Genomic DNA, 23,873 nt, shown 5'->3' on the forward strand with positions numbered 1-23,873 from the left:
CTCGTTGTTCGCCTTCCGTGCACCGCGTCCGCCGCGCACGCCTTCCACCGAAACCGCTGGGCGACCGCGTCACCCCTCACCCACCTCCTCCGTGCAGCAGCCCTCCGGCCAGCCCGATCACCACGGGCAGCACGCCGATGGCGAGGAACGCGGGCAGAAAGCACAGCCCGACGGGTGCGGTGACCATGACGGCCGCCCTTCGCGCCCGGGCCGTCGCCGCGCGTCCCCGCTCGGCGCGGGACTCCGCGGCCAGCCGGCCCACCGGCGCCGCCGCCGGGACACCCGAGTCGCCCGCCCGCTCCAGCAGTCGCGCCAGGCCGGGAGCACCCGGCATCGAGGCCAACTTGGCCCACGCCTGCGCCGGTTCGCCCCCGAGCCGCACTTCTGCCGCGCCCCGTGCGAGACGGTCCCCGACCGGCCCGCCCAGGGCCTCGCCCACGGCGCGAGCCGCCACCACGGGGCCGGCGCCGGCCGCGACACAGGCCGCCACCAGGTCCGCCGCCAAGGGGAGTTGCCTGGCGGCATGCGCCCTGTCGTACTCCTCCACGGGCTCGGCCCGTCGGCGCCGCAGCCACTGCCGGGCCGCGCATCCGGCGGCCAGCCCGATCGCCGCCCCGGCGAGGCCCCCGATCAGCACCCAGCCGGCGCACCCCGCGCCCACCACGGGCAGCCATCGCCGTCCGCCACGCGGGATCGCGAAGCGCCGTCGGACGGGCGCTGCCCGCGAGTTCGCCAGTGCGGCGAGCCTCCGGCGCACTCTCCTCTCGTGGCGTGCCGCGCGAAGCGCATGGGCCGTCCAGCCGAGCGCCAGCACCCCGCACACCATTGCCCCCAGCCTGTGGACAACGTCCGCGATCATGCGTTCTCCGCCCCTCTCACGATCCTCAGTGCCCACCACAGCCCGGCCCCTTCCAGCGCCCCGCCGACGAGCAGACAGCCGAGTCCGGGGCCCGTGTGCAGCAGCACGTGCAGCGGGTCGGCGCCCAGCGCGGTGCCGAGCAGCAGGCCCAGGACGGGCAGGGCGGCGAGCATCGCGGCCGTGGAACGCGGTCCGGCCAACTGGGCTCGGAGATCGGCTCTTTGATCGCGTTCCGCGCGCAGCGCTCCCTCCAGCCGGTCGAGCCCCGCCGCGAGCCCCGCACCTCGGTCCACGGCCACCCGCCAGCACGCGGCCAGCCCCACCAGTCCCTCCGCACCGGGCTGCCGCGCCGCCTCGGTGAGCGCGGCGGGGACGTCGCCGCCGAACCGCGCGGCGGCCAGCACGGCCGGCTGTGCCTCGCCGAGCCCGCCCGAGTCGCGTGCGGCCCGCAGCAGTGCCTCCCCCGGCTGGCATCCCGCCCGCACCTCACCGGCAAGAGCACCGCACAGCGCGATGACCGCGTCGACGCGCCGGTCCCGCTCCTGCCACGCCTCGGCGGACCGCCGCACCCGTCGAAGCAGGGGGACGGCGACCGCTCCGAGGAGCAGCGGCACTACGGACGCGCCCAGCAGAGCGATCACCGATCCTGCGGCCGGCGCCCACGCTTCGGCCCGCAGTCGCGCTCGAAGCCGACGCCATCCGGCGACCGCCTTCGCCCAGAGTGGTGGGCCGTGTGCCACCACTCCCCCGCCCGGGCACAGCAGCGACGCCCTGCGCGCCGCCGCATCCCCGACGCTCGTCAACCAGACCGCCGCCCCGGCACACGCCACGGCCACCACCACCGTCGTCGCACCGATCTCCGTCACCACGACCCTCCCCCCTGCGTCCCGTCGCGGAGCAGCCCCTTCAGCCGCTCCCATCCCCGCTCGTGCGCGAAGGCGGCCTCGCCCCACCTCAGCGCCGGCACCGTCACCACCAGACCGGACACGTCGCGCTCCAGCACATGCACCTCGGCGATGCGCCGCCGCCCGGCACGGTCCCGTACCAGGTGCAGGACCACGGACAGCGCCGCCGCCAACTGGCTGTGCAGGGCGGCCCGGTCGAGTCCGGCGGCCGTGCCCAGCGCCTCCAGGCGGGCCGGGACCTGCGCGGCCGCGTTCGCGTGCACGGTGCCGCAGCCGCCTTCGTGACCGGTGTTGAGCGCAGCCAGCAGGGAGACGACCTCGGGCCCGCGGACCTCCCCGACGACCAGCCGGTCCGGTCTCATCCGCAGTGCCTGACGGACGAGGTCCTGGAGCTCGACGAGACCGGCGCCCTCCTGGTTGGCGGGGCGCCCCTCCAGGCGCACCACATGAGGGTGGTCGGGGCGCAGTTCCGCCGAGTCCTCGGCGAGCACGATCCGTTCACCGGCACCGACCAGACCCAGCAGCGCGCTCAGCAAGGTCGTCTTTCCCGAGCCCGTGCCCCCGCTGACGAGGAAGGACAGACGGGCGTCGAGCAGCTCTCTCAGCACCCGGTCCCCGCCGGGCGGCACGGTGCCCGCGGCGACCAGTTCGTCGAGGGTGAACGCGCGCGGCCGGACGACCCGCAGGGACAGGCAGGTGGATCCCACGGCGACCGGTGGCAGCACCGCGTGCAGGCGGGTCCCGTCGGGCAGCCGCGCGTCCACCCAGGGGCGTGCGTCGTCGAGCCGGCGGCCGGCGACGGCCGCGAGGCGCTGCGCGAGGCGCCGGACGGCCGCCGCGTCCGTGAAGGAGACGCCGGTCAGTTCCAGGCCACCGCCCCGGTCCACCCATACCCGGTCCGGGGCCGACACCAGTACGTCGGTCACCGAGGGGTCGGCGAGCAGCGGTTCCAGCGGGCCGCTGCCGACCAGTTCGGATCGCAGTCGCTCCGCCGCGCCGAGGACTTCGGCGTCCCCGAGCACGCGGCCCTGTTCCCGCAGTGCCTGGGCCACCCGCGCGGGTGTGGGCTCGGACCCGCTCTCGGCGAGCCATCGGCGAACGCCGTCCAGCAGTCCCGCGCCGCAGTCGGTGCCCACCGTGGGATCCCAGCTCATACGCCCCCTCCCTCTGCCGGAAGCCGCTGCCACAGGGCGGTGCAGAACCGGGCGAGCGGCCCCCGCGCCGCTCCACCGGGCGGCGCCCCGCCGTCCAACGCCATGGATTCGACGGGCACTTCTCCCACCAGAGGCAGGCCGAGCAGCCGCGCGACCTCCCGGTCGTCAAGGCCCGGCGCGTAGGGCCCGCGCACCGCGACCCGCAGATCGCGCAGGATCATGCCCACCACCGCCGCCACCCGAGCGGCCGCCGCGATCCCGCGCAGGTCGGCGGGGACCACCATGAGTCCCAGATCGATCTGGGCGAGTGCCTCGGCGACGCCCTCGTCGACACGTCGCGGCAGGTCGACGACGACGGTGCCGCCGCGCCGTCGAGCCGCGGCCAGGACCGCTCGGACGGCTTGAGGCGGGATGGCGACGGAGTCACCGCGGTCCCAGCTCAGGACGCGCAGCGCGTGCACTTCGGGCAGGGACTCCTCCAGAGCGCCGCCGCCGACCCGGCCGTGGGACGCGGCGAACGCCGGCCAGCGCAGGCCTTCGGCCGCCTCCCCTCCGAGGAGTACGTCGAGTCCGCCGCCCAGCGGATCCGCGTCGACCAGCAGGGTGCGCCTGCCCTCCCGCGCCGAGGTGACGGCGAGCGCGCACGCCAGCGTGGACGCCCCGGCCCCGCCGCGGCCACCGAGCACGCCGACGGTGAGGGCGGGCGGACCCACCCCTTCGGCCACGTCGGCGATGCGATCGACCAGCCATTGTTCGCCATCCGGCAGCATCAGGACGTGGTCGGCACCGATCTCCACGGCCCGCCGCCAGACCCCGGAGTCGTCCTGATCCCGACCGACCAGCACCACTCCCCGCCGCCGCGCGGCCCCGCGCACACGCCGCGCGGCGTCGTCGCCGACGAGCACGAGAGGCGCCGCCTCCCAGGTGCCCCGTCGCTCCGGAACTCCGTGATGGACCTCCGGTCTGGCGCCTGCCGCCGCGCACAGCCGCAGCAGGTCGTCCAGCAGTTCGGCGTCCTCCGTGACGATCAACGGTCCGCCCTGCCGCCCCTCGGCGGCGGGCGGCCGGTCATGTGTGATGGCTCCCACCACGATCTCCAGCCCCCTTCGCTGCTTGCGCCGCGGGGTCCGCTGCGACCCCGCGATTCCCGCTCGTGTGAAGAACCGGCAACCGGCCTCCATATGAACCGCCGATACGAACCGGCCATACGCGCACCACAATCGGAACCGGCCATGAACTCGCCGCGAGCGGAGCGCGTTGGAATCACAGTGGGGCGAGCCCGGAAATCATGTGGATCTTGGTCGAAAACTGTGGACAACTCAGTGGTTGTGAATATCGCGTTCACCCATACCGGTGACCCCTGTACGACTTCCGCAGAGCAGTCCCACAGCTACGCACAGTGACGAATCATGCGCATGCGACGAGCACGGCCACAGTGGTGCCGAGGAGGCTCCGAGGCCGTGCGAATGAGGGGGAAAATGCGTCCGGACATGCGACGACCCCCGCCGGGGGGGAGAGCGGGGGTCGTCCCCACGGCCGACTCGGGGGGGGAGGAGTCGGACCGGGTTAGCACGGTCGCGAACGATCCGTGACTTCCATGGTATACCCGAGAGCCCTCTCAGGCAAACCCACGCGCCTCACCTTACGCCGAATGGTGGGCGCATATGCTCAGCCTCGTGGAAAACCACTCCTTGCCTCGCACAGCAGCCTTCTTTGACCTGGACAAGACGGTCATTGCGAAGTCGAGCACGCTCACGTTCAGCAAGTCCTTCTACCAAGGCGGGCTGATCAACCGCAGGGCCGCGTTGCGTACCGCATATGCCCAGTTCGTGTTCCTCGCCGGCGGCGCCGACCACGACCAGATGGAGCGGATGCGCAAGTACCTGTCCGCGATGTGCCGCGGCTGGAACGTCCAGCAGGTCAAGGAGATCGTCGCCGAGACACTGCACGACCTGATCGACCCGATCATCTACGACGAGGCCGCGTCCCTCATCGAGGAGCACCACACAGCCGGACGCGACGTGGTGATCGTGTCCACGTCCGGGGCCGAGGTCGTCGAGCCGATCGGCGAGCTGCTCGGCGCGGACCGGGTCGTGGCCACCCGCATGGTCGTCGGGGACGACGGCTGCTTCACCGGCGAGGTGGAGTACTACGCCTACGGACCGACGAAGGCGGAGGCGATAAAGGAGCTGGCCGCCTCCGAGGGGTACGACCTGGACCGCTGCTACGCGTACAGCGACTCGGCGACCGACCTGCCGATGCTGGAGTCCGTCGGCCACCCGCACGCGGTGAACCCGGACCGTGCGCTGCGCCGCGAGGCGATCGCCCGTTCATGGCCGATCCTCGACTTCCACCGCCCCGTCCTGCTGAAGCAGCGACTGCCCTCCTTGTCCGTACCGCCGCGGCCCGCACTCGTCGCGGCCGCCGCCATAGGCGCGGCGGCGGCCACAGCGGGGCTCGTCTGGTACGCGAGCCGACGGCGCGCGACGGCTCTGTAGTCCCGTCAAACAGGTGCGTGCACGGCACATTGACGACCGTTTCACACCCGTTTGAACCTAAAAGTAAAGAAGTAGAGCCAGGGGTTTCACTTCCTCGGGACCTGGAGTACAAAGGGGTTAACGGCCCGCGAGACCAAGGACATCCGAGAGGATCACCTTTAAACGCAACCAAGGCCCCACGGACCGAGCATGAACACCAGGCACCCACGCGACGTCGACCCGTCGATTACGGGCCAGCCGCACCAGGTGACGGGCAACAGTTCCCGGCCTGATGGGCAACATATCGAGGACGCTTGGTAACCCGGTGAGCATGCCAGCGGCGGTACGAGATCTCGTACCGCCGCAACCCTGTTCAGGCAGTCTTCCGCCTCACGCCGCCCCGCGCTGGAGCGCCTCGCAGACCGCCGTCGACTCCCTGGCCCCCAGCACGACCGCCTTGCCGCAGTGCGCGATCCAGGCCGCCATGCCGTCAGGGGTCCCGGAGACATATCCGTCCAGGGCCGCCAGATAGGCCGCGCGGCCGAGCTCGGCGTGGCCCACCTCCGCCGGGCAGATCGACTTCGGGTCGAGGCCGCTGCCCACCAGGACGATCCGCTCGGCCGTGCGTGCCACCAGGCCGTTGTGGGAGGTGAAGGGGCGCAGCGCGAGCAGTTCGCCGTGGACGACCGCCGCGGTCACCAGCGCGGGGGCCGAACCGCCCGCGACGATCAGCCCGGACAGCCCTTCGAGGCGGCCGGCCACCTCGTCCGCGTCCGGCAGCGGCAGCTCGACCAGGGGCTCGTCGACCGGCTCGCCGTCCTGCCGCGGGCGGCCGATCTCGTCGTCCTTGCCCGCAGCCGCCACCAGGTGCAGCCGGGCCAGCACCCGCAGGGGCGACTGCCGCCAGATGGACAGGAGTTGGCCCGCCTCCGCGGTCAGCCGCAGGGCCGCACCGACCGTACGTTCCTCGTCGCCCGCGCTGAAGTCGGTGCGGCGACGCACCTCTTCGAGAGCCCAGTCCGCGCCCGACAGCGCCGCGGAGCCGCGCGCGCCGCGAAGCGCCGCCTCGGAGGTGATCTCGTTGCTGCGGCGCCGCATGATCCGGTGCCCGTAGACCCGGTCCACCGCTTTGCGGACGGACTCCACGGATTCGGCCACTCCGGGAAGGGAACCCAGGGCCGCGAGCGGATCGGCGTGCGCACCTGTCGTACTCATGAGTACGACACTACGCACCCCGGACCCCCGCCCCACGAAGGAGTGGTCTTCTTCACGTGACCCTGACACTCAGGGCGATCGAGCGACTACGCTTGGTGAACATGAAAATTGCTTTCGTCGGGAAGGGCGGCAGCGGCAAGACGACCCTGTCCTCTTTGTTCATCCGCCACCTCGCGGCCACGGGGGCGCCGGTCGTCGCCATCGACGCCGACATCAACCAGCACCTGGGGGCCGCGCTGGGCCTCGAGGAGGCGACAGCCGCGGCACTGCCCGCCATGGGCGAGCGGCTGCCCGTGATCAAGGACTATCTCCGCGGCTCCAACCAGCGCATCGCGTCCGTGGAGACGATGATCAAGACGACCCCGCCCGGCGAGGGTTCGCGCCTGCTGCGGCTGAACGAGAACAATCCGGTCTACGACGCCTGCGCGCGTCCGGTGGAACTGGACGGCGGCACCGTCCGTTTGATGGTCACCGGCCCGTTCACCGAGGCCGACCTGGGAGTGGCCTGCTATCACTCCAAGACCGGTGCAGTGGAGCTCTGCCTGAACCATCTCGTCGACGGCCGCAGCGAGTACGCCGTCGTCGACATGACAGCGGGCTCGGACTCCTTCGCGTCCGGCTTGTTCACCCGCTTCGACATCACCTTCCTGGTCGCCGAGCCGACCAGGAAGGGAGTCTCCGTCTACCGCCAGTACAAGGAATACGCACGCGACTTCGGCGTGGTCCTGAAGGTCGTGGGCAACAAGGTGCAGGGCCAGGACGACATCGACTTCCTGCGCGCCGAGGTCGGCGACGACCTCCTGGTCACGGTCGGGCACTCGGACTGGGTGCGCGCCATGGAGAAGGGCCGCCCGCCCCGGTTCGAGCTCCTGGAGGACTCCAACCGCCGTGCGCTGCGCACGCTGCAGACCGCCGCGGACGCCACGTACGAGCTGCGCGACTGGGAGCGCTACACGCATCAGATGGTGCACTTCCACCTGAAGAACGCCGGGAGTTGGGGCAACGCGAAGACCGGGGCCGACCTGGCCGCGCAGGTCGACCCTGGGTTCGTACTGGGCGAGGGCCTGGTGGCCACCGCGTGAGCCGCGGCCACCAGGCCGCCGTCACGGCTTGACGGCCGGCGCCCCGGGGACACCCTTCGGGGCCGGGGCAGGGCGGCCCGAGAGGAAGGACGCCCAGCCCTGCTTCGGGGCCTCACCGACCTTGAGTCCGCGGAGCCTGTCGAGCGTGGCGGGGTCCTGGGCGTCGAGCCAGTCGGCGAGCTGCCTGAAGGAGACGCAGCGCACCTCGGACTTGGTGCAGACGCTCTCGACGACCTGGTCGATGGCCCGCATGTAGGTGCCGCCGTTCCAGGACTCGAAGTGGTTGCCGATGACCAGCGGCGCACGGTTGCCGTCATAGGCGCGCTGGAAGCCCTTGAGCAGCCCGTCGCGCATCTGGTCGCCCCAGTACTCCTGCTTGTCGGGATCGCCCTGGGTCTCGGTTCCCGACTGGCTGACCATGAAGTTGTAGTCCATGGTCAGCTGCTCGTAGTTGTGGCCGGGGAAGGGCACCAGCTGCATCGACAGGTCCCACAGGCCTTCCTTCTTCTTGGGCCAGACCTGGTTGTTGATGCCGCTGGTGTCGTAGCGGAAGCCCAGCCGGCCGGCCGCCTTGCGGAAGTTCTCCTTGCCTTCCAGGCACGGCGTCCGGGCGCCGATGAGCTCCTTGTCGTAGTCGAACGGCAGCGGTGACGCCTTCGTCATGCCGGTGTTGGTCTTCCAGGACTTCACGAACGACTTCGCCTGGGAGATCTCGCTCTTCCAGTCCGCGACCGACCACTCGCCGACACCGCCGTCGGTCCCGCAGAAGTGGCCGTTGAAGTGCGTGCCGATCTCATTGCCCTCCAACCACGCCCCGCGCAGCTGCGTCACGGTGTCCTTGATGCCCTGCTCGTCGTTGAAGCCGATCTCCGAGCTGCCGGGCGAGTGCTGCGGCGGCCTGTACAGATCGCGCTTGTCCTCCGGCAGCAGGTACAGGCCGCTCAGGAAGTACGTCATCGTCGCGTTGTTGGCCTTGGAGATCTTGCGGAAGTGCGAGAAGAGCTTCTGGCTGTCCTCGCCGGCACCGTCCCACGAGAACACCACGAACTGCGGAGGCTTCTCACCCGGCTTCAGCTTCTTCGGCTCCGGCAGATGCGGCTGCGGACCGGTGAACGCGGTGGACCCGTCACCGATCAGACGGATCGCGCTCTTGGGCGCCGGGGCTCCCGCGCCCTCCTTGGTGCCGTGCGCGCCTTCCTTCGAACCGGTGGCGCCCGTCCCGCAACCTGCGAGCGCCGATGCGCAGGCCGCGGCGACTGCCACGCCCGCGGCGATCCTCTGAGTGGCGGCCATCTTCCGCCCTCCTTCTTCCTTCGGTCGGGGCAACGCCGATCAGGGCGTTCTGTGGTGATGTGCAGTGATCTGCCGACAGCGCCGCCAAGGTCGCACGGGACCGAGAAATGAATAAATATGACAAGCCGATGAAATGCCTGGTTCACTCGCGTGAGTGAATTAATGCCCCATTTGCTCTGATTTCTGGCAAGAATCCTTTACTCTGCATTACGATCCATTTACCGAGCGTTGAAAATCCCGCCGCTGCACGCCGTGACCCACGGCCGCGATCCACCCCCGTCACCTCGGACGGGGGACCACTCGTTCCGCGACCGCGCTGCCCCGGAGGAGACGGGAACCATGTCCGCCTGCGTCCCCACCCGCGCCGCCGACTCGACTCGGCCCGCCCACACCCACCAGCCCCACAGCCCCCCACCGCCCCCGCCCCGCCGATTCCATGTCGCCGGGCCGGACCTGTCGGCCTCGATCGCCGTCTTCCTGATCGCCCTGCCCCTGTCCCTCGGCATCGCTCTCGCCACCGGCGCGCCGCTCCAGGCCGGCCTCGTCGCCGCGGCCGTGGGAGGAATCGTCGCCGGACGGCTCGGTGGCTCACCGCTCCAGGTGAGCGGGCCCGCCGCCGGACTCACCGTCGTCACCGCCGAGCTCATCCATCGCTACGGATGGCGGACGACCTGCGCCATCACCGTCCTCGCCGGAGTCGCCCAACTGGGCCTGGGCTGCCTGCGCGTAGCCCGCACGGCGCTCGCCGTCAGCCCCGCGATCGTGCACGGCATGCTCGCCGGCATCGGCGTGACCATCGCCGTCGCCCAACTGCACATCGTGCTGGGCGGCACGCCGCAGAGCTCCGTCCTCGACAACATCCGCGCGCTGCCCGACCAGCTGGCGCACGTACACCCCGCCGCGGTGACGATGAGCGCGCTGACCCTCGCACTCCTCTTCGCCTGGCCCCGTATCCCCGGCCAGGCCGGGAAGCTCCTGCGCACCATCCCCACCGCGCTCGTCGCCGTCGCCGGAGCCACCGCCGCGGCCACGCTCGCGGGACTGACCCTGCCCAAGGTCGACCTGCCGTCATGGAGCAGCCACGCTCTGGCCGGACTGCCCGAAGGGCCGGTGCTCGGGGTCGCCGCCGCCGTGCTCACCACCACGCTGGTGTGCAGCGTGCAGTCGCTGCTCGGCGCCGTCGCCGTGGACAAGCTCATCGCCGGCCGGCCCGCACAGCAGACCCGGGTGGGCCGCTCCGACCTGAACCGCGAACTGCTCGGTCAGGGCGCCGCCAACATCGCCTCCGGCGCGCTCGGCGGACTGCCGGTCGCCGGCGTGGCCGTACGAAGTTCCGCGAACGTGAACGCCGGCGCCGTGAGCCGGAACTCCACGATGCTGCACGGCGTTCTCGTAGTGATCGCCGCGCTGCTGATGGTCCCGATCCTCGAGCTGATCCCCCTCGCATCGCTCGCCGCCCTGGTGATGGCCGTCGGCATCCAGATGGTGTCCCTGAATCACATTCGCACGGTGACCCGCCACCGCGAGGTCCTGGTCTACGCCGTCACCACCCTCGGCGTCGTCCTCCTGGGAGTCCTCGAAGGCGTGGCGCTGGGGGTCTCCGTGGCCGTCGGCGTCGCCCTGCACCGCCTCGCCCGCACCCGCATCACGCACGAGGAGAGGGGAGATGTCCATCACGTACGCGTACGAGGGCAGCTGACGTTCCTCGCGGTGCCGCGGCTCAGCCGGGCCCTCCACCTCATCCCCCAAGGAGCGCACACCGTGGTCGAGTTGGACGGTTCCTTCATGGACCACGCGGCGTACGAGTCACTGCAGGACTGGCAGAACTCGCACGTCGCGCGGGGCGGCACGGCCGAGTTCACGGGCCGGGCCGGGAGCAGGATCGCGGAGCCCGCGGGCTCCGCGCACTGCCGCTGCAGGCCCTGGACCCCCTGGCGCAATCACCACTGCGAGCCGTCCGCCGCCCCGCAGGGCAGGCCCGCCCGCGAACCCTCCGCCGCCCCGGACGAGGAGGGCTGTCCCCCCGGACCGAGCGGTCATCAACTGGCGCGCGGCATCAGCGCGTTCCAGCGCAACACCGCACCCCTGGTGCGGGGCGAGCTGGCCCGGCTGGCCCGGGAGGGGCAGCGGCCGTCCCAGCTGTTCCTCACCTGCGCCGACTCCCGGCTCGTCACGTCGATGATCACCTCCAGCGGCCCGGGCGACCTCTTCGTCGTACGGAACGTGGGCAATCTCGTGCCGCCGCCCGGGGACGAGAGCGGCGACGACTCGGTCGCCGCCGCGATCGAGTACGCGGTGGACGTGCTGAAGGTGCGGTCCATCACGGTGTGCGGGCACTCCGGGTGCGGGGCGATGCAGGCCCTGCTGGCTTCGGAGCCCGGAGGGGCGCTGACCCCGCTCAAGCGCTGGCTGCGGCACGGGCGCCCGAGTCTGGAGCGGATGGCCGCCGAGGACCGCCCGGGAGCACGGTTCGCCGGACGCGAGCCCGCCGACGCGGTGGAACAGCTCTGCCTGACCAACGTGGTGCAGCAGCTGGAGCACCTGCGGACCCACGAATCCGTGGCACGAGCCCTACGGGAGGGTGCGCTCGAACTGCACGGGATGTACTTCCACGTCGGGGAGGCGCAGGCGTACCTGCTGGACGATCGCGAGGGGACCGAGCTGTTCGAGCACGTGGGGGCGACGGAGGAGCTGCGCCACCCGGCATGACCGCACCACGCCACCCGGCGTGACCGGCTGATGGTGCGCGGCCCCTGTCCGAAGGGGCCGCGCACAGCATGGGTGCCTCCCGCGCGTCGGGGGGCACTTCGTGCGTTCCGGGGGCCGAAGCGGGGAAGCTGAGCCGGTGAACCCGACGGCCGGACCGTACGTGCCCCAGAGTGTGGCCCTCCTCGGCCCGCACGAGGGATGTGCGGGACGTGCCCGAGGGCCAGGACGCGCGGCGAGAGCCGGCTGCCTGGACCAGCACCACTCAACAGGTCTAAACCAATTTGGGATCGGCCCTTGTCATCGAGGCCCCCGGTCTGATGAGCTGTGGCCTGGGACACAACGGACACCCTGGGAAAGGGAGATGTCGTGAGCAACGAAAGCCTGGCCAACCTGCTGAAGGAAGAGCGCAGGTTCGCGCCGCCCGCCGACCTGGCCGCGAACGCCAACGTCACCGCGGAGGCGTATGAGCAGGCCAAGGCTGACAGGCTCGGCTTCTGGGCCGAGCAGGCCCGCCGGCTGACCTGGGCCACCGAGCCGACCGAGACGCTGGACTGGTCGAACCCGCCGTTCGCCAAGTGGTTCAAGGACGGCAAGCTCAACGTCGCGTACAACTGCGTGGACCGGCACGTCGAGGCCGGACACGGCGACCGCGTGGCCATCCACTTCGAGGGCGAGCCGGGCGACGGCCGCGCCATCACCTACGCCGAGCTCAAGGACGAGGTCTCCAAGGCCGCGAACGCCCTGACCGAGCTGGGAGTCGGCAAGGGCGACCGGGTCGCCGTCTACCTGCCGATGATCCCCGAGGCCGTCGTCGCGATGCTGGCCTGCGCCCGCATCGGTGCCGCGCACTCCGTCGTCTTCGGCGGATTCTCCGCGGACGCCATCGCCACCCGCATCAAGGACGCCGACGCCAAGCTGGTCATCACCTCCGACGGCGGCTACCGGCGCGGCAAGCCGTCCGCGCTCAAGCCCGCCGTCGACGAGGCCGTGAACCGCGTCGACGGGGTCGACAAGGTCCTGGTCGTACGGCGTACGGGCCAGGAGGTCGACTGGACCGAGGGCCGCGACGTGTGGTGGCACGAGATCGTCGAGCGGCAGTCGGCCGAGCACACCCCGGAGGCGTTCGACGCCGAGCACCCGCTCTTCATCCTCTACACGTCCGGGACGACGGGGAAGCCGAAGGGCATCCTGCACACCTCCGGCGGCTACCTCACCCAGGCGTCGTACACCCACCACGCCGTCTTCGACCTCAAGCCCGAGACCGACGTCTACTGGTGCACGGCCGACATCGGCTGGGTCACCGGACACTCGTACATCACGTACGGCCCGCTCTCGAACGGCGCGACGCAGGTCATGTACGAGGGCACGCCCGACACCCCGCACCAGGGGCGCTTCTGGGAGATCATCCAGAAGTACGGCGTCACGATCCTGTACACGGCGCCCACGGCCATCCGCACGTTCATGAAGTGGGGCGACGACATCCCCGCGAAGTTCGACCTGTCGTCGCTGCGGGTGCTGGGGTCGGTCGGCGAGCCGATCAACCCCGAGGCCTGGATCTGGTACCGCAAGCACATCGGCGGCGACCGCACCCCGATCGTGGACACCTGGTGGCAGACGGAGACCGGCGCGATGATGATCTCGCCGCTGCCCGCAGTCACCGAGACCAAGCCGGGCTCCGCGCAGCGCCCGCTGCCGGGCATCGCGGCGACGGTCGTCGACGACGAGGCCCACGAAGTACCGAACGGCGGCGGCGGTTACCTCGTCCTGACCGAGCCGTGGCCGTCGATGCTGCGCACCATCTGGGGCGACGACCAGCGGTTCATCGACACGTACTGGTCGCGCTTCGAGGGCAAGTACTTCGCCGGGGACGGCGCCAAGAAGGACGAGGACGGGGACATCTGGCTGCTCGGCCGGGTCGACGACGTCATGCTCGTGTCCGGGCACAACATCTCGACGACCGAGGTCGAATCGGCTCTCGTCTCGCACCCGTCGGTCGCCGAGGCGGCGGTCGTCGGCGCCGCGGACGAGACGACCGGGCAGGCGATCGTGGCCTTCGTGATCCTGCGGGGCTCGGCCTCGGCGGACGACGAGGGACTCGTCGCCGACCTGCGCAACCACGTGGGCTCCACGCTCGGGCCGATCGCCAAGCCCAAGCGGATCCTTCCGGTGGCGGAACTGCCGAAGACGCGGTCCGGCAAGATCATGCGCCGGCTGCTGCGCGACGTGGCCGAGAACCGCGAGCTCGGTGACGTCACCACCCTCACGGACTCCACGGTGATGGACCTCATCCAGGCCAAGCTCCCGGCGGCGCCGAGCGAGGACTGACGACGCGGACTCACCCCGAGGACTCGCGAAGCGGCCGGACGACAAGGTCTCACGACGAGACCTGACGACCCGGCACCGTCCGTTCGGGGGCACCCGGCGCGGCTCTCCCCCAGCCGCGCCGAGTGCCCCCTTTCGCGGTTCATGTGAGGATCGTCGTACAGCAACGGCCACCTGTTAGGTAACCTAAGGAAAGCGTCGACGACGCGACAAGATCCTCATGGTGTGCCGGGAAGTCTGGTCGGCAGGTACTCAGCCCTGCCCACCGACCGGAGGTCTCACCGTGACCGCGCTCCGCGCCCCCGCCCGCAAGTTCCTCGGCCGACTCTCACTGCCCGAGCGGACCTTCGTCGCGGACGCGCTGCGCACCGAGACCGTCGGCGGCGTCCTGCTGCTCCTCGCCACGATCGCCGCGCTGATCTGGGCGAACACGCCACTGCACGACAGCTACGCGAGCGTCGCCCACTTCCACCTCGGCCCCGCCGCGCTCGGGCTCGACCTGTCCGTCGAGCACTGGGCGGCCGACGGCCTGCTCGCCGTGTTCTTCTTCGTCGCCGGCATCGAGCTGAAACGCGAACTGGTGGCCGGTGACCTGCGCGACCCGAAGGCCGCGCTGCTGCCCGTCGTCGCCGCGGTCTGCGGCATGGCCGTGCCCGCGCTCGTCTACGCCCTCACCAACGCGCTCGGCGGCGGCTCGCTCGACGGATGGGCCGTCCCGACCGCCACCGACATCGCCTTCGCGCTCGCCGTCCTCGCCGTCATCGGGACATCGCTGCCGTCCGCCCTGCGGGCCTTCCTGCTGACCCTCGCCGTCGTCGACGACCTGTTCGCCATCCTGATCATCGCGATCTTCTTCACCGAGGACATCGACCTCGCCGCGCTCGGCGGCGCGGTCATCGGCCTCGCCGTGTTCTGGCTGCTGCTGCGCAAGGGCATACGCGGCTGGTACGTGTACGTGCCGCTCGCCCTCGTCATCTGGGGGCTGATGTACAACAGCGGCGTCCACGCCACGATCGCCGGCGTCGCGATGGGCCTGATGCTGCGCTGCCACCGGCGCGAGGGCGAGGAGCACTCCCCCGGCGAGCACATCGAACACCTCGTACGGCCGCTGTCCGCCGGGCTCGCGGTGCCGCTGTTCGCCCTGTTCAGCGCGGGCGTGGTGGTGTCCGGCAGCGCGCTGGGCGACGTCTTCACCCGCCCCGAGACGCTGGGTGTCGTCCTCGGACTCGTCGTCGGCAAGGCGGTCGGCGTCTTCGGCGGCACCTGGCTGACGGCGCGATTCACCCGGGCGACCCTCAACGAGGACCTGGCCTGGGCCGACGTCGCCGCCGTCGCCACCCTGGCCGGCATCGGCTTCACCGTCTCGCTCCTGATCGGCGAACTCGCCTTCCAGGGCGACGAGGCGCTCACCGACGAGATCAAGGCCGCCGTACTGGTCGGCTCGGTCATCGCCGCCGCCCTCGCCACCGCACTGCTGAAGATCCGCAACGCCAAGTACCGCGCACTGTGCGAGGTCGAGGAGCGCGACGACGACCGCGACGGCGTCCCCGACATCTACGAGGAGGACGACCCGGCGTACCACCTGCGGATGGCCGAGATCTACGAACGGAAGGCCGCCGAGCACCGCAGGCTTGCCGAAGTGAAGGGCGGGGCAGGCGCGGGAGACGACGGTCCGGCATGATCTGACCAGACGGTACAAACAGAAGCAGAAGCCGGACCGCACAGACTCAGCAGAAAAGGGAGAACGCGATGAGCGCACCCGACGGCAGCCCGGTCGGCGCCGAACGCAGCATCGGCCAGCTGTTCGCCTCGGCGACGACCGAGATGTCCGCCCTGGTGCACGACGAGATCGCGCTGGCGAAGGCGCAGCTCAAGCGGGACGTCAAGCGCGGCGCGACCAGCGGCGGCGCGTTCTCGGTGGCCGCCGCGGTGCTGATCTTCTCCCTGCCAATGCTGAACTTCGCCCTCGCCTACGGCATCCGGACCTGGAGCAACTGGAACCTGGCGATCTGCTTCCTGCTGTCGTTCGCCGCGAACGTGCTGGTCGCCGCCGTACTGGCGCTGATCGGTGTCGTCTTCGCCAAGAAGGCCAAGAAGAGCCAGGGCCCGCAGAAGGTCGCCGCCTCGATGAAGGAATCGGCGAGCGTCCTGCAGAACGCCAAGCCGCACCCCCGCGCCGAGCGGGTCGATGACGCGGTCGAGGCTGTGGCACGCTCATCCTCATGACCGACCCCGCCACACCTTCGGCGCAACCCGCCTCCGCCGTACGCATCGACCTGCCCGGCGGACGCGAGGTGACCCACCGTGACGTCGCGGCGAACGGTGCCCGCTTCCACATCGCCGAACTGGGGGACGGTCCGCTCGTCCTGCTGCTGCACGGCTTCCCCCAGTTCTGGTGGGCGTGGCGGCACCAGATGACCGCGCTCGCCGACGCCGGGTTCCGGGCCGTGGCCATGGACCTGCGGGGTGTCGGGGGCAGCGACCGCACGCCCCGCGGTTACGACCCCGCGAACCTCGCGCTCGACATCACGGGCGTCGTACGGTCCCTCGGCGAGCCCGACGCCGCACTCGTCGGGCACGACCTGGGCGGGTACCTGGCGTGGACGGCGGCCGTCATGCGCCCCAAGCTGGTCCGCCGGCTCGCCGTGTCGTCCATGCCGCACCCGCGGCGCTGGCGCTCCGCGATGCTGTCCGACGTCAAGCAGACGGCGGCCGGCTCCTACATCTGGGGATTCCAGCGCCCCTGGATCCCGGAACGTCAACTCGTCGCGGACGACGGCGCCCTGGTGGGCCGTCTGGTACGCGACTGGTCCGGGCCGCGACAGCCGGACGACGAGGCCGTGGAGACGTACCGCCGCGCCATGTGCATCCCGTCCACGGCGCACTGCTCGATCGAGCCGTACCGGTGGATGGTGCGGTCCATGGCACGCCCGGACGGCATCCAGTTCAACCGGCGCATGAAGCGGCCCGTGCGGGTGCCGACGCTGCATCTGCACGGCTCGCTCGACCCGGTGATGCGGACGCGGAGCGCGGCGGGATCCGGGGAGTACGTCGAAGCGCCCTACCGCTGGCGGCTGTTCGACGGGCTCGGGCACTTCCCGCACGAGGAGGACCCGGTGGCGTTCTCCACCGAACTGGTCAACTGGCTCAAGGACCCCGAACCGGACAGGTGACCGGGCCGGGGCGGACACCCCGGGCGGACCGACGACCCGCCAACAGCCGCCCGACACTCCGTCAGGAGCGCCCGGGCCCCGCGCGCGGAAGCCGTGACGCGCCCGCGCCGACAGCCGTCGCGCCCGCGCGGACAGCCGGGAGTGACCGCGCGGACGCGCCCGGTATGCGAACGGGAACATCTGTGCTTCGAACGGCCAATTGCCTGGCGCATAGGCCAATTGAGGGCCCCGGGCGCGGTTATGGACCTTGGGGCGGGGGCAGACGTCGGGGTATGGGCTGGACGCACGACTACAGTGACGCAGCACGCAATCGCCGCTCGGCCACGGGCCTGAGCTCCCATCGGAGGGGTGCCCCGCAGATGCCGGGCGCGGACCCTCGCGTGGGGATTCCGCACATCCTGCGCCGCCGGGCCCGCTGGGTCTCGGTACGACTGCGCCACCCGCGCGGCTGAGCGACGGCCCGCCCCCGCGGGGGCGGGCTCAGAGCGCGCAGCTGTCGCTGTCCACCTGCTGGTTGGCGGTACGCCCCTTGGCGACGTCCTCCGCGACCTCGTCCGCGGTGAGCGCGTATCCGGTGTTGGCGTCGTCGAGCGACTTCGCGAAGACCACGCCGTACACCTTGCCTTCGGGTGTCAGCAGCGGGCCGCCGGAATTGCCCTGGCGGACGGTCGCGTAGAGCGAGTACACGTCTCGGCGCACCGTCTTGCGGTGGTAGATGTCCGGGCCGTTGGCCGTGATGCGACCGCGTACGCGTGCGGGCTGGACGTTGTACGCGCCGTTCTGCGGGAAGCCGGCGACGATGGCATCGCTGCCGCTCGTCGCGTCCTGCCGGCTGAACTGCAGCACGGGCGCGTGCAGGTTGGGCACGTCGAGTACGGCGATGTCGCGCTCCCAGTCGTACAGGACGACCGTGGCGTCGTACTTCTTGCCCTCGCCGCCGATCTGCACGGTGGGCTCGTCGACCCCGCCGACGACGTGCGCGTTGGTCATCACACGGCGGTCGCTGAAGACGAACCCGGAGCCTTCGAGCACCTTGCCGCAGCTCTGCGCGGTACCCATCACCTTGACGATGGACCTCTGGGCGCGGGTGGCGACGGGACTGCGGGCGAGCGCCGGGTCGGGCGGCTGCACCTCGGTGATGGGCTCGTTGGCGAAGGGGCTGAAGACCTGGGGGAAGCCGTTCTGCGCGAGCACCGAGGAGAAGTCGGCGAACCAGGTGTTCGCCTGGGTGGGCAGCGCGCGGGACACCCCCAGCAGCACCTTGGAGTTGCGGACCTCCTTGCCGAGCGTCGGCAGCGTCGTACCGGCGAGGGCGGAGCCGATCAGCCAGGCCACGAGGAGCATCGCGACCACGTTCACCAGGGCGCCGCCCGTCGCGTCCAGGGCGCGGGCCGGCGACCAGGTGATGTACCGGCGCAGTTTGTTGCCCAGATGGGTGGTCAGGGCCTGTCCGACCGAGGCACAGACGATCACGACGATCACGGCGACCACGGCGGCGGTCGTACTCACCTCGGTGTCGTCGGTGGCCCACCCCCAGATCAGTGGGAGCAGATAGACGGCGACGAGGCCGCCGCCCAGGAAGCCGATCACCGACAGGATGCCTACGACGAAGCCCTGGCGATAGCCGACGATCGCGAACCACACGGCGGCGACCAGCAACAGGATGTCCAGCACGTTCACTGCTTCAAGCCTCGCCTCATCACTTTCCGGTCGCGATCGTCCGGCCGGGGGTCCAGGGGTCGCCCCCCGGAAAAACACAGCACGGGGGCCACCCTGTCATGAGCGCCAGTCGAGCGGGACCTGCTTCGCGCGGTCCCAGGGACGCTCCCAGCCGGAGTAATGCAGGATCTTGTCGATCACACCGGCCGTGAAACCCCAGACAAGAGCCGATTCGACCAGAAATGCCGGACCTCTGTGGCCGCTGGGGTGCACGGTGGTGGCGCGGTTGGCGGGGTCCGTGAGATCCGCCACGGGGACCGTGAAGACCCTGGCCGTCTCGGCGGGATCGACGACGCCGACCGGTGTCGGACGGCGCCACCAGCCCAGGACCGGAGTCACCACGAAGCTGCTCACCGGGATGTACAGCTTGGGCAGCACGCCGAAGAGCTGGACGCCGCTCGGGTCGAGCCCGGTCTCCTCCTCGGCCTCGCGCAGGGCGGCCCGCAGCGGCCCGTCCCCCTTCGGGTCGCCGTCCTCGGGGTCGAGGGCGCCACCGGGGAAGGAGGGCTGCCCGGCATGCGATCTGAGCGAGCTGGCGCGCTCCATCAGCAGCAGCTCGGGACCTCGCTCCCCCTCGCCGAAGAGGATGAGGACGGCCGACTGGCGCCCCGCCCCGTCCGCCGGCGGCAGGAAGCGGCTCAACTGGAGCGGCTCCACCGTCTCGGCGGCGTGCACGACCGGGGCCAGCCAGTCGGGCAGACCGTCCTTGCTGAGCGTCACCGGCCCGCCCTGCGTGTCACTCGCGTGCGTCATCGCCACCCCCGTTCTGCTGTTCCCAACGCCTGTCGGTGCCGTGTTCGTTCCGTCATCCGGCACCCAGTGGGGGTGCGGGGATGCCGCCGGCGTCCAGATACGACTGCGGCGGCTTGAGCCGCTGGCCGGGGAAGCCGCCCTTCTCGTACTTCAGGAGCTTCTTCGCCTTCTCCGGATCGGTCTCGCCCTCGCCGTACGCCGGGCAGAGGGGCGCGATGGGGCAGGCGCCGCAGGCGGGCTTCCTGGCGTGGCAGATACGGCGGCCGTGGAAGATCACGTGGTGGGACAGCATCGTCCACTCGCTCTTCGGGAAGAGCGCGCCGACGGCCGCCTCGATCTTGTCCGGGTCGGTCTCGTCCGTCCACTGCCAACGGCGCACGAGCCGCTGGAAGTGGGTGTCCACGGTGATCCCGGGCCGCCCGAAGGCATTGCCGAGGACGACGAAGGCGGTCTTGCGCCCCACGCCCGGCAGTTTGACGAGGTCTTCGAGCCTGCCGGGCACCTCGCCGCCGAACTCGTCCCGCAGGGCCTTGGACAGCCCTATCACCGACTTGGTCTTGGCCCGGAAGAACCCGGTCGGGCGCAGGATCTCCTCGACCTCCTCCGGGTTGGCCGCGGCCAGGTCCTCCGGGGTCGGGTACTTGGCGAAGAGCGCCGGGGTCGTCTGGTTCACCCGCAGGTCGGTGGTCTGCGCCGACAGCACCGTGGCGACGATGAGCTGGAAGGGGTTCTCGAAGTCCAGCTCCGGGTGGGCGTACGGGTAGACCTCGGCGAGCTCGCGGTCGATACGGCGGGCGCGGCGCACGAGGGCGGTGCGCGACTCGTTCCTCGGGGGCTTCGCGGCGGCCGCGACGGTCTTCTTGGCGGCGGCGGCTTTCTTCGCGGCGGCAGCCTTCTTCGCGGGAGCGGCGGCGCCCTTCGCCGCGGCCTTCTTCGCGGGAGCGGCGGCGCCCTTCGCCGCGGCCTTCTTCGCGGGAGCGGCCTTCTTCGCGGCCGTGGCCTTCTTCGCGGCCGTGGCCGTCTTCTTCGCCGGAGCCTTCTTCGCCGGCGTCACCTTCTCGGCCGCACCACCGGCTCTCTTCGTGGGCACGGCGGCGGCCTTCTTCCCTGCCCCCGCGGTCACCCGCCCGGCGGACTTCTCAACTGCCGTCCCGGCGGTCTTCTTGGCGGTCTTCTTCGCTGCCGTCGTGTCGGCTGCTGCTGTGTCGGCTGCCGTCTTCTCGGCTGCCGTACTGGCGGTCTTCTTCGCTGCCGGCGTCACGCCGTCGTCCCTTCCCCGCCTTCCGGCGGCAGAGTCGCCCCCGTCACCGGCAGGAGCTTTGCCCCTTTTGTCGGTTTCTTGAATCCGTCGAGAGCTTGTTCGCCCACAGCGGAATCGCGACGTACAACCACCCGCCCAGCCCCCTTGGCCTGTGCTCTCACCGGCGATTTGGACACCCGGCCAGCCTAAAGCCCGGCACCGACATCCGCCCTGGACCCGGAAGATCGGCGCCCAATTGGCCCCCTGCCGCACTCCCTGGGACGCCAGTGCGGCAGACTTGTGACTGATCACACTGTTTGGACGGTCCGGCAAGATGGGGAACACGGTCCCCTGGTACCAAGGGGGAGCAAGATCCCCTGAGCAGGTCGACAAGGAGAGAACTCGTGGACGACGTTCTGCGGCGCGCCCCGCTCTTCGCGGCGCTCGATGACGAGCAGGCCGCGGAGCTCCGCGCCTCCATGAGTGAGGTGACCCTCGCGCGAGGTGACGCTCTCTTCCACGAGGGCGATCCCGGAGACCGCCTCTATGTGGTGACCGAGGGCAAGGTGAAGCTCCACCGCACCTCCCCCGACGGCCGCGAGAACATGCTCGCGGTCCTCGGCCCCGGCGAGCTGATCGGCGAACTGTCGCTGTTCGACCCGGGCCCGCGCACGGCGACCGCCACCGCGCTCACCGAGGTCAAGCTGCTCGGCCTCGGCCACGGCGACCTCCAGCCCTGGCTGAACGCACGGCCCGAGGTGGCCGCCGCGCTGCTGCGCGCCGTCGCCCGCCGTCTGCGCAAGACCAACGACCAGATGTCCGACCTGGTCTTCTCCGACGTCCCGGGCCGTGTCGCCCGCGCGCTCCTGGACCTGTCGCGCCGCTTCGGCGTGCAGTCCGAGGAAGGCATCCACGTCGTGCACGACCTCACGCAGGAGGAACTCGCCCAGCTGGTGGGCGCGTCGCGTGAGACCGTCAACAAGGCACTCGCCGACTTCGCCGGCCGCGGCTGGCTGCGCCTGGAGGCGCGCGCGGTGATCCTGCTGGACGTGGAGCGCCTCGCGAAGCGCTCACGCTGACGCGTACTTCGTACGAGGAGGGGCCCCGCCGTGCGGCGGGGCCCCTCCTCGTTTCGGCCACCCGACGCGGCCGTACGCCCCGTTCAGCACTGCGCCCCACTCCCCCGTGGCCGACCGGGCAGCCGGAGCCGGAGCTCTCAGATCAGGCCGTGCTCGCGCAGATAGTCCATCTGGGCGCGCACCGACAGCTCCGCCGCGGGCCACAGGGAACGGTCGACGTCCGCGTACACATGGGCGACGACCTCGGCGGGCGACCGGTAGCCGTTCTCCACGGCCGTCTCCACCTGGGCCAGCCGGTGGGCACGGTGCGCGAGGTAGAACTCGACGGCGCCCTGGGCGTCTTCGAGGACGGGCCCGTGGCCCGGCAGGACGGTGTGGACGCCGTCGTCGACCGTCAGGGAGCGCAGTCGGCGCAGGGAGTCGAGATAGTCGCCCAGGCGGCCGTCCGGGTGGGCCACGACGGTCGTGCCGCGCCCGAGGATGGTGTCGCCGGTGAGCACCGCCCGATCGGCGGGGATGTGGAAGCACAGCGAGTCGGCGGTGTGGCCGGGCGTCGACACGACCCGCAGTTCGAGACCGCCGACGCTGATGACGTCGCCCTGTCCGAGCCCCTCGTCGCCGAGACGCAGCGCGGGGTCGAGCGCCCGCACCTCAGTGCCCGTCAGCTCGGCGAAACGCGAGGCGCCCTCGGCGTGGTCCGGGTGCCCGTGGGTGAGCAGGGTGAGCGCGATCCGCTTGCCTGCCTTCTCCGCCGTGTCCACGACGTTCCGCAGGTGTGCGTCGTCCAGGGGGCCGGGATCGACCACGACCGCCGACGCGGAGTCGGGCTCGGAGAGGATCCAGGTGTTGGTGCCGTCCAGGGTCATGGCGGACGCGTTCGGGGCCAGCACGTTGACGGCGCGTGCGGTGGCGGGACCGGACTCGACCCCGCCGCGGGGCTGGCCGGGGAGGGCGGTTGCGTCGGTCATGCGGAGGCTCCACCGGTCGGGATGTGCTTGGTGAACTCGTCGTGGCCGGGCCAGGCGAGGATCAGTTCGCCGTTCTCCAGTCGGGCCTTGGCCAGGACGGGCGTCAGATCGCGTTCGGGTGCGGCGGCGAGGGCGTCGGCGGCGGTGCCGTACGGAACGAGCTGGCGCAGGGTCGCGATGGTCGGCGGCATCATGGTCAGCTCGCCCTTGTCGTACGAGGCCGCCGCGTCCGCCGGGTGGATCCACACGGTGCGGTCGGCCTCCGTGGAGGCGTTCCGGGTGCGCTGGCCCTCCGGGAGGGCGGCCACGAAGAACCATGTGTCGTAGCGGCGGGACTCGAACTCCGGGGTGATCCAGCGGGTCCAGGCGCCCAGCAGGTCGGAGCGGAGCACCAGACCGCGGCGGTCGAGGAACTCGGCGAAGGACAGGTCGCGGGCGACCAGGGCGGCGCGGTCGGCCTCCCACTCGTCGCCCGTGGTGTCGCCGACCACGGTGTCCGGGGTGGGCCCGGCGAGCAGGACGCCCGCCTCCTCGTACGTCTCCCGCACGGCCGCGCAGACCACGGCCTGGGCGGAGGTCTCGTCCACGCCCAGCCTGTTCGCCCACCACGCGCGCGTGGGGCCCGCCCAGCGGATCTGGTGCTCGTCGTCCCGGGGGTCCACTCCGCCGCCCGGGTAGGCGTACGCGCCGGCGGCGAAGGCCATGGAGGCGCGTCTGCGGAGCATGTGCACGACGGGGGTGGTGTCGGTGTCCTTGAGCAGCATGACCGTGGCCGCGCGTCTGGGGGGCACCGGTGTGAGGGTGCCCTCCGCGAGCGCGCGGATTCGCTCTGGCCACTCCGGTGGATACCACTGCCCATTCGCCATGGCCGGAGGCTATCCCGAGCCGGGCGGATGTTCGAGTGCCTCTCGCCCCAGTGGGCGCG

General features: G+C 71.3%; 20 protein-coding genes. 9 read left to right on the forward strand and 11 right to left on the reverse strand.

Annotated elements, in window-relative coordinates; translation table 11 throughout:
* Window positions 1–76: 76 nt before the first annotated feature.
* Genes ABEB03_RS00575 through ssd form a run of 4 tightly spaced genes read right to left on the reverse strand, consistent with a single transcriptional unit; the run spans window position 77 to window position 4,009 of the window.
* The gene (locus ABEB03_RS00575) at window positions 77–859 is read right to left on the reverse strand and encodes a type II secretion system F family protein (protein ID WP_345639643.1); all 783 of its coding nucleotides are present in this window, start codon (window positions 857–859) and stop codon (window positions 77–79) included.
* Window positions 856–1,728, reverse strand: a complete 873-nt coding sequence (locus tag ABEB03_RS00580) for a type II secretion system F family protein (RefSeq protein WP_345639646.1) — start codon at window positions 1,726–1,728, stop codon at window positions 856–858. Before ABEB03_RS00580 ends, ABEB03_RS00575 begins: the two co-directional genes overlap by 4 nt.
* Window positions 1,722–2,918 (reverse strand): TadA family conjugal transfer-associated ATPase, encoded by a 1,197-nt coding sequence (locus tag ABEB03_RS00585; protein WP_345639649.1) that lies wholly within the window; start codon window positions 2,916–2,918, stop codon window positions 1,722–1,724. Before ABEB03_RS00585 ends, ABEB03_RS00580 begins: the two co-directional genes overlap by 7 nt.
* Window positions 2,915–4,009: a septum site-determining protein Ssd gene (gene ssd / locus ABEB03_RS00590; protein ID WP_345639651.1), complete on the reverse strand. Its 1,095-nt coding sequence runs from the start codon at window positions 4,007–4,009 to the stop codon at window positions 2,915–2,917. Before ssd ends, ABEB03_RS00585 begins: the two co-directional genes overlap by 4 nt.
* Before the next feature lie 573 nt (window positions 4,010–4,582).
* On the opposite strand from ssd, the gene ABEB03_RS00595 reads away from it, so the two are divergent.
* Window positions 4,583–5,416 carry an HAD family hydrolase gene (locus ABEB03_RS00595; protein WP_345639653.1) on the forward strand — a complete coding sequence of 278 codons (834 nt, stop codon included), beginning with the start codon at window positions 4,583–4,585 and terminating at the stop codon, window positions 5,414–5,416.
* Window positions 5,417–5,785: 369 nt separating this feature from the next.
* On the opposite strand, the gene ABEB03_RS00600 is transcribed toward ABEB03_RS00595, so the two are convergent.
* Complete coding sequence (locus ABEB03_RS00600) at window positions 5,786–6,610, reverse strand: Fic family protein (RefSeq protein WP_345639655.1); 825 nt, start codon at window positions 6,608–6,610, stop codon at window positions 5,786–5,788.
* A gap of 101 nt (window positions 6,611–6,711) precedes the next feature.
* Here ABEB03_RS00600 and ABEB03_RS00605 point away from each other — a divergent pair, with 101 nt between their 5' ends.
* Window positions 6,712–7,692, forward strand: coding sequence for an ATP-binding protein (locus ABEB03_RS00605; protein ID WP_345639657.1), 981 nt, complete (start codon window positions 6,712–6,714; stop codon window positions 7,690–7,692).
* 21 nt (window positions 7,693–7,713) lie between these two features.
* On the opposite strand, the gene ABEB03_RS00610 is transcribed toward ABEB03_RS00605, so the two are convergent.
* Window positions 7,714–8,985, reverse strand: a complete 1,272-nt coding sequence (locus ABEB03_RS00610) for a polysaccharide deacetylase family protein (RefSeq protein ID WP_345639659.1) — start codon at window positions 8,983–8,985, stop codon at window positions 7,714–7,716.
* A 339-nt stretch (window positions 8,986–9,324) separates the two neighbouring features.
* Here ABEB03_RS00610 and ABEB03_RS00615 point away from each other — a divergent pair, with 339 nt between their 5' ends.
* From ABEB03_RS00615 to ABEB03_RS00640, 6 genes are all read left to right on the forward strand, one after another.
* Entirely contained in the window at window positions 9,325–11,694 is a 2,370-nt protein-coding gene (locus ABEB03_RS00615; protein ID WP_345639661.1) for a bifunctional SulP family inorganic anion transporter/carbonic anhydrase, read from the forward strand.
* A 324-nt stretch (window positions 11,695–12,018) separates the two neighbouring features.
* The gene (gene acs, locus ABEB03_RS00620; protein ID WP_345639663.1) at window positions 12,019–14,019 is read left to right on the forward strand and encodes an acetate--CoA ligase; all 2,001 of its coding nucleotides are present in this window, start codon (window positions 12,019–12,021) and stop codon (window positions 14,017–14,019) included.
* 280 nt (window positions 14,020–14,299) lie between these two features.
* On the forward strand, window positions 14,300–15,697 hold the full coding sequence (nhaA, locus tag ABEB03_RS00625; protein ID WP_345639666.1) for a Na+/H+ antiporter NhaA: 1,398 nt from the start codon (window positions 14,300–14,302) through the stop codon (window positions 15,695–15,697).
* A 68-nt stretch (window positions 15,698–15,765) separates the two neighbouring features.
* Window positions 15,766–16,242 (forward strand): phage holin family protein, encoded by a 477-nt coding sequence (locus ABEB03_RS00630; protein ID WP_345639668.1) that lies wholly within the window; start codon window positions 15,766–15,768, stop codon window positions 16,240–16,242.
* Window positions 16,239–17,189, forward strand: a complete 951-nt coding sequence (locus ABEB03_RS00635) for an alpha/beta fold hydrolase (RefSeq protein ID WP_345639670.1) — start codon at window positions 16,239–16,241, stop codon at window positions 17,187–17,189. The genes ABEB03_RS00630 and ABEB03_RS00635 overlap by 4 nt, the downstream gene beginning before the upstream one ends.
* A 272-nt stretch (window positions 17,190–17,461) precedes the next feature.
* Entirely contained in the window at window positions 17,462–17,641 is a 180-nt protein-coding gene (locus ABEB03_RS00640) for a hypothetical protein (RefSeq protein WP_345639672.1), read from the forward strand.
* A gap of 28 nt (window positions 17,642–17,669) precedes the next feature.
* On the opposite strand, the gene ABEB03_RS00645 is transcribed toward ABEB03_RS00640, so the two are convergent.
* The 3 genes from ABEB03_RS00645 to nth form a co-directional block, all read right to left on the reverse strand.
* Window positions 17,670–18,869 carry a MarP family serine protease gene (locus ABEB03_RS00645; RefSeq protein ID WP_345639674.1) on the reverse strand — a complete coding sequence of 400 codons (1,200 nt, stop codon included), beginning with the start codon at window positions 18,867–18,869 and terminating at the stop codon, window positions 17,670–17,672.
* Between the two features lie 96 nt (window positions 18,870–18,965).
* Window positions 18,966–19,661: an NUDIX hydrolase gene (locus tag ABEB03_RS00650; RefSeq protein ID WP_345639676.1), complete on the reverse strand. Its 696-nt coding sequence runs from the start codon at window positions 19,659–19,661 to the stop codon at window positions 18,966–18,968.
* 52 nt (window positions 19,662–19,713) lie between these two features.
* Window positions 19,714–20,784: an endonuclease III gene (nth, locus tag ABEB03_RS00655; RefSeq protein WP_345640548.1), complete on the reverse strand. Its 1,071-nt coding sequence runs from the start codon at window positions 20,782–20,784 to the stop codon at window positions 19,714–19,716.
* Window positions 20,785–21,305: 521 nt separating this feature from the next.
* On the opposite strand from nth, the gene ABEB03_RS00660 reads away from it, so the two are divergent.
* On the forward strand, window positions 21,306–21,980 hold the full coding sequence (locus tag ABEB03_RS00660) for a Crp/Fnr family transcriptional regulator (RefSeq protein WP_006382668.1): 675 nt from the start codon (window positions 21,306–21,308) through the stop codon (window positions 21,978–21,980).
* A 137-nt stretch (window positions 21,981–22,117) separates the two neighbouring features.
* Here ABEB03_RS00660 and ABEB03_RS00665 read toward each other — a convergent pair whose 3' ends face one another.
* On the reverse strand, window positions 22,118–22,948 hold the full coding sequence (locus ABEB03_RS00665) for an MBL fold metallo-hydrolase (protein ID WP_345639679.1): 831 nt from the start codon (window positions 22,946–22,948) through the stop codon (window positions 22,118–22,120).
* Complete coding sequence (locus ABEB03_RS00670) at window positions 22,945–23,814, reverse strand: NUDIX hydrolase (RefSeq protein ID WP_095935656.1); 870 nt, start codon at window positions 23,812–23,814, stop codon at window positions 22,945–22,947. Before ABEB03_RS00670 ends, ABEB03_RS00665 begins: the two co-directional genes overlap by 4 nt.
* Between the last annotated feature and the right edge of the window lie 59 nt (window positions 23,815–23,873).

Source organism: Streptomyces siamensis (genome assembly GCF_039543605.1).
Classification (GTDB): Bacteria; Actinomycetota; Actinomycetes; order Streptomycetales; family Streptomycetaceae; genus Streptomyces; species Streptomyces siamensis.

Excerpts from the sequence above, each read along its gene's own strand:
- ABEB03_RS00575 (WP_345639643.1), bottom strand. The coding sequence starts at position 859 with ATGATCGCGGACGTTGTCCACAGGCTGGGGGCAATGGTGTGCGGGGTG.
- ABEB03_RS00585 (WP_345639649.1), bottom strand. The coding sequence starts at position 2,918 with ATGAGCTGGGATCCCACGGTGGGCACCGACTGCGGCGCGGGACTGCTG.
- ABEB03_RS00595 (WP_345639653.1), top strand. The coding sequence starts at position 4,583 with ATGCTCAGCCTCGTGGAAAACCACTCCTTGCCTCGCACAGCAGCCTTC.
- ABEB03_RS00600 (WP_345639655.1), bottom strand. The coding sequence starts at position 6,610 with ATGAGTACGACAGGTGCGCACGCCGATCCGCTCGCGGCCCTGGGTTCC.
- ABEB03_RS00605 (WP_345639657.1), top strand. The coding sequence starts at position 6,712 with ATGAAAATTGCTTTCGTCGGGAAGGGCGGCAGCGGCAAGACGACCCTG.
- ABEB03_RS00610 (WP_345639659.1), bottom strand. The coding sequence starts at position 8,985 with ATGGCCGCCACTCAGAGGATCGCCGCGGGCGTGGCAGTCGCCGCGGCC.
- ABEB03_RS00615 (WP_345639661.1), top strand. The coding sequence starts at position 9,325 with ATGTCCGCCTGCGTCCCCACCCGCGCCGCCGACTCGACTCGGCCCGCC.
- ABEB03_RS00630 (WP_345639668.1), top strand. The coding sequence starts at position 15,766 with ATGAGCGCACCCGACGGCAGCCCGGTCGGCGCCGAACGCAGCATCGGC.
- ABEB03_RS00635 (WP_345639670.1), top strand. The coding sequence starts at position 16,239 with ATGACCGACCCCGCCACACCTTCGGCGCAACCCGCCTCCGCCGTACGC.
- ABEB03_RS00640 (WP_345639672.1), top strand. The coding sequence starts at position 17,462 with ATGGGCTGGACGCACGACTACAGTGACGCAGCACGCAATCGCCGCTCG.
- ABEB03_RS00650 (WP_345639676.1), bottom strand. The coding sequence starts at position 19,661 with ATGACGCACGCGAGTGACACGCAGGGCGGGCCGGTGACGCTCAGCAAG.
- ABEB03_RS00665 (WP_345639679.1), bottom strand. The coding sequence starts at position 22,948 with ATGACCGACGCAACCGCCCTCCCCGGCCAGCCCCGCGGCGGGGTCGAG.
- ABEB03_RS00670 (WP_095935656.1), bottom strand. The coding sequence starts at position 23,814 with ATGGCGAATGGGCAGTGGTATCCACCGGAGTGGCCAGAGCGAATCCGC.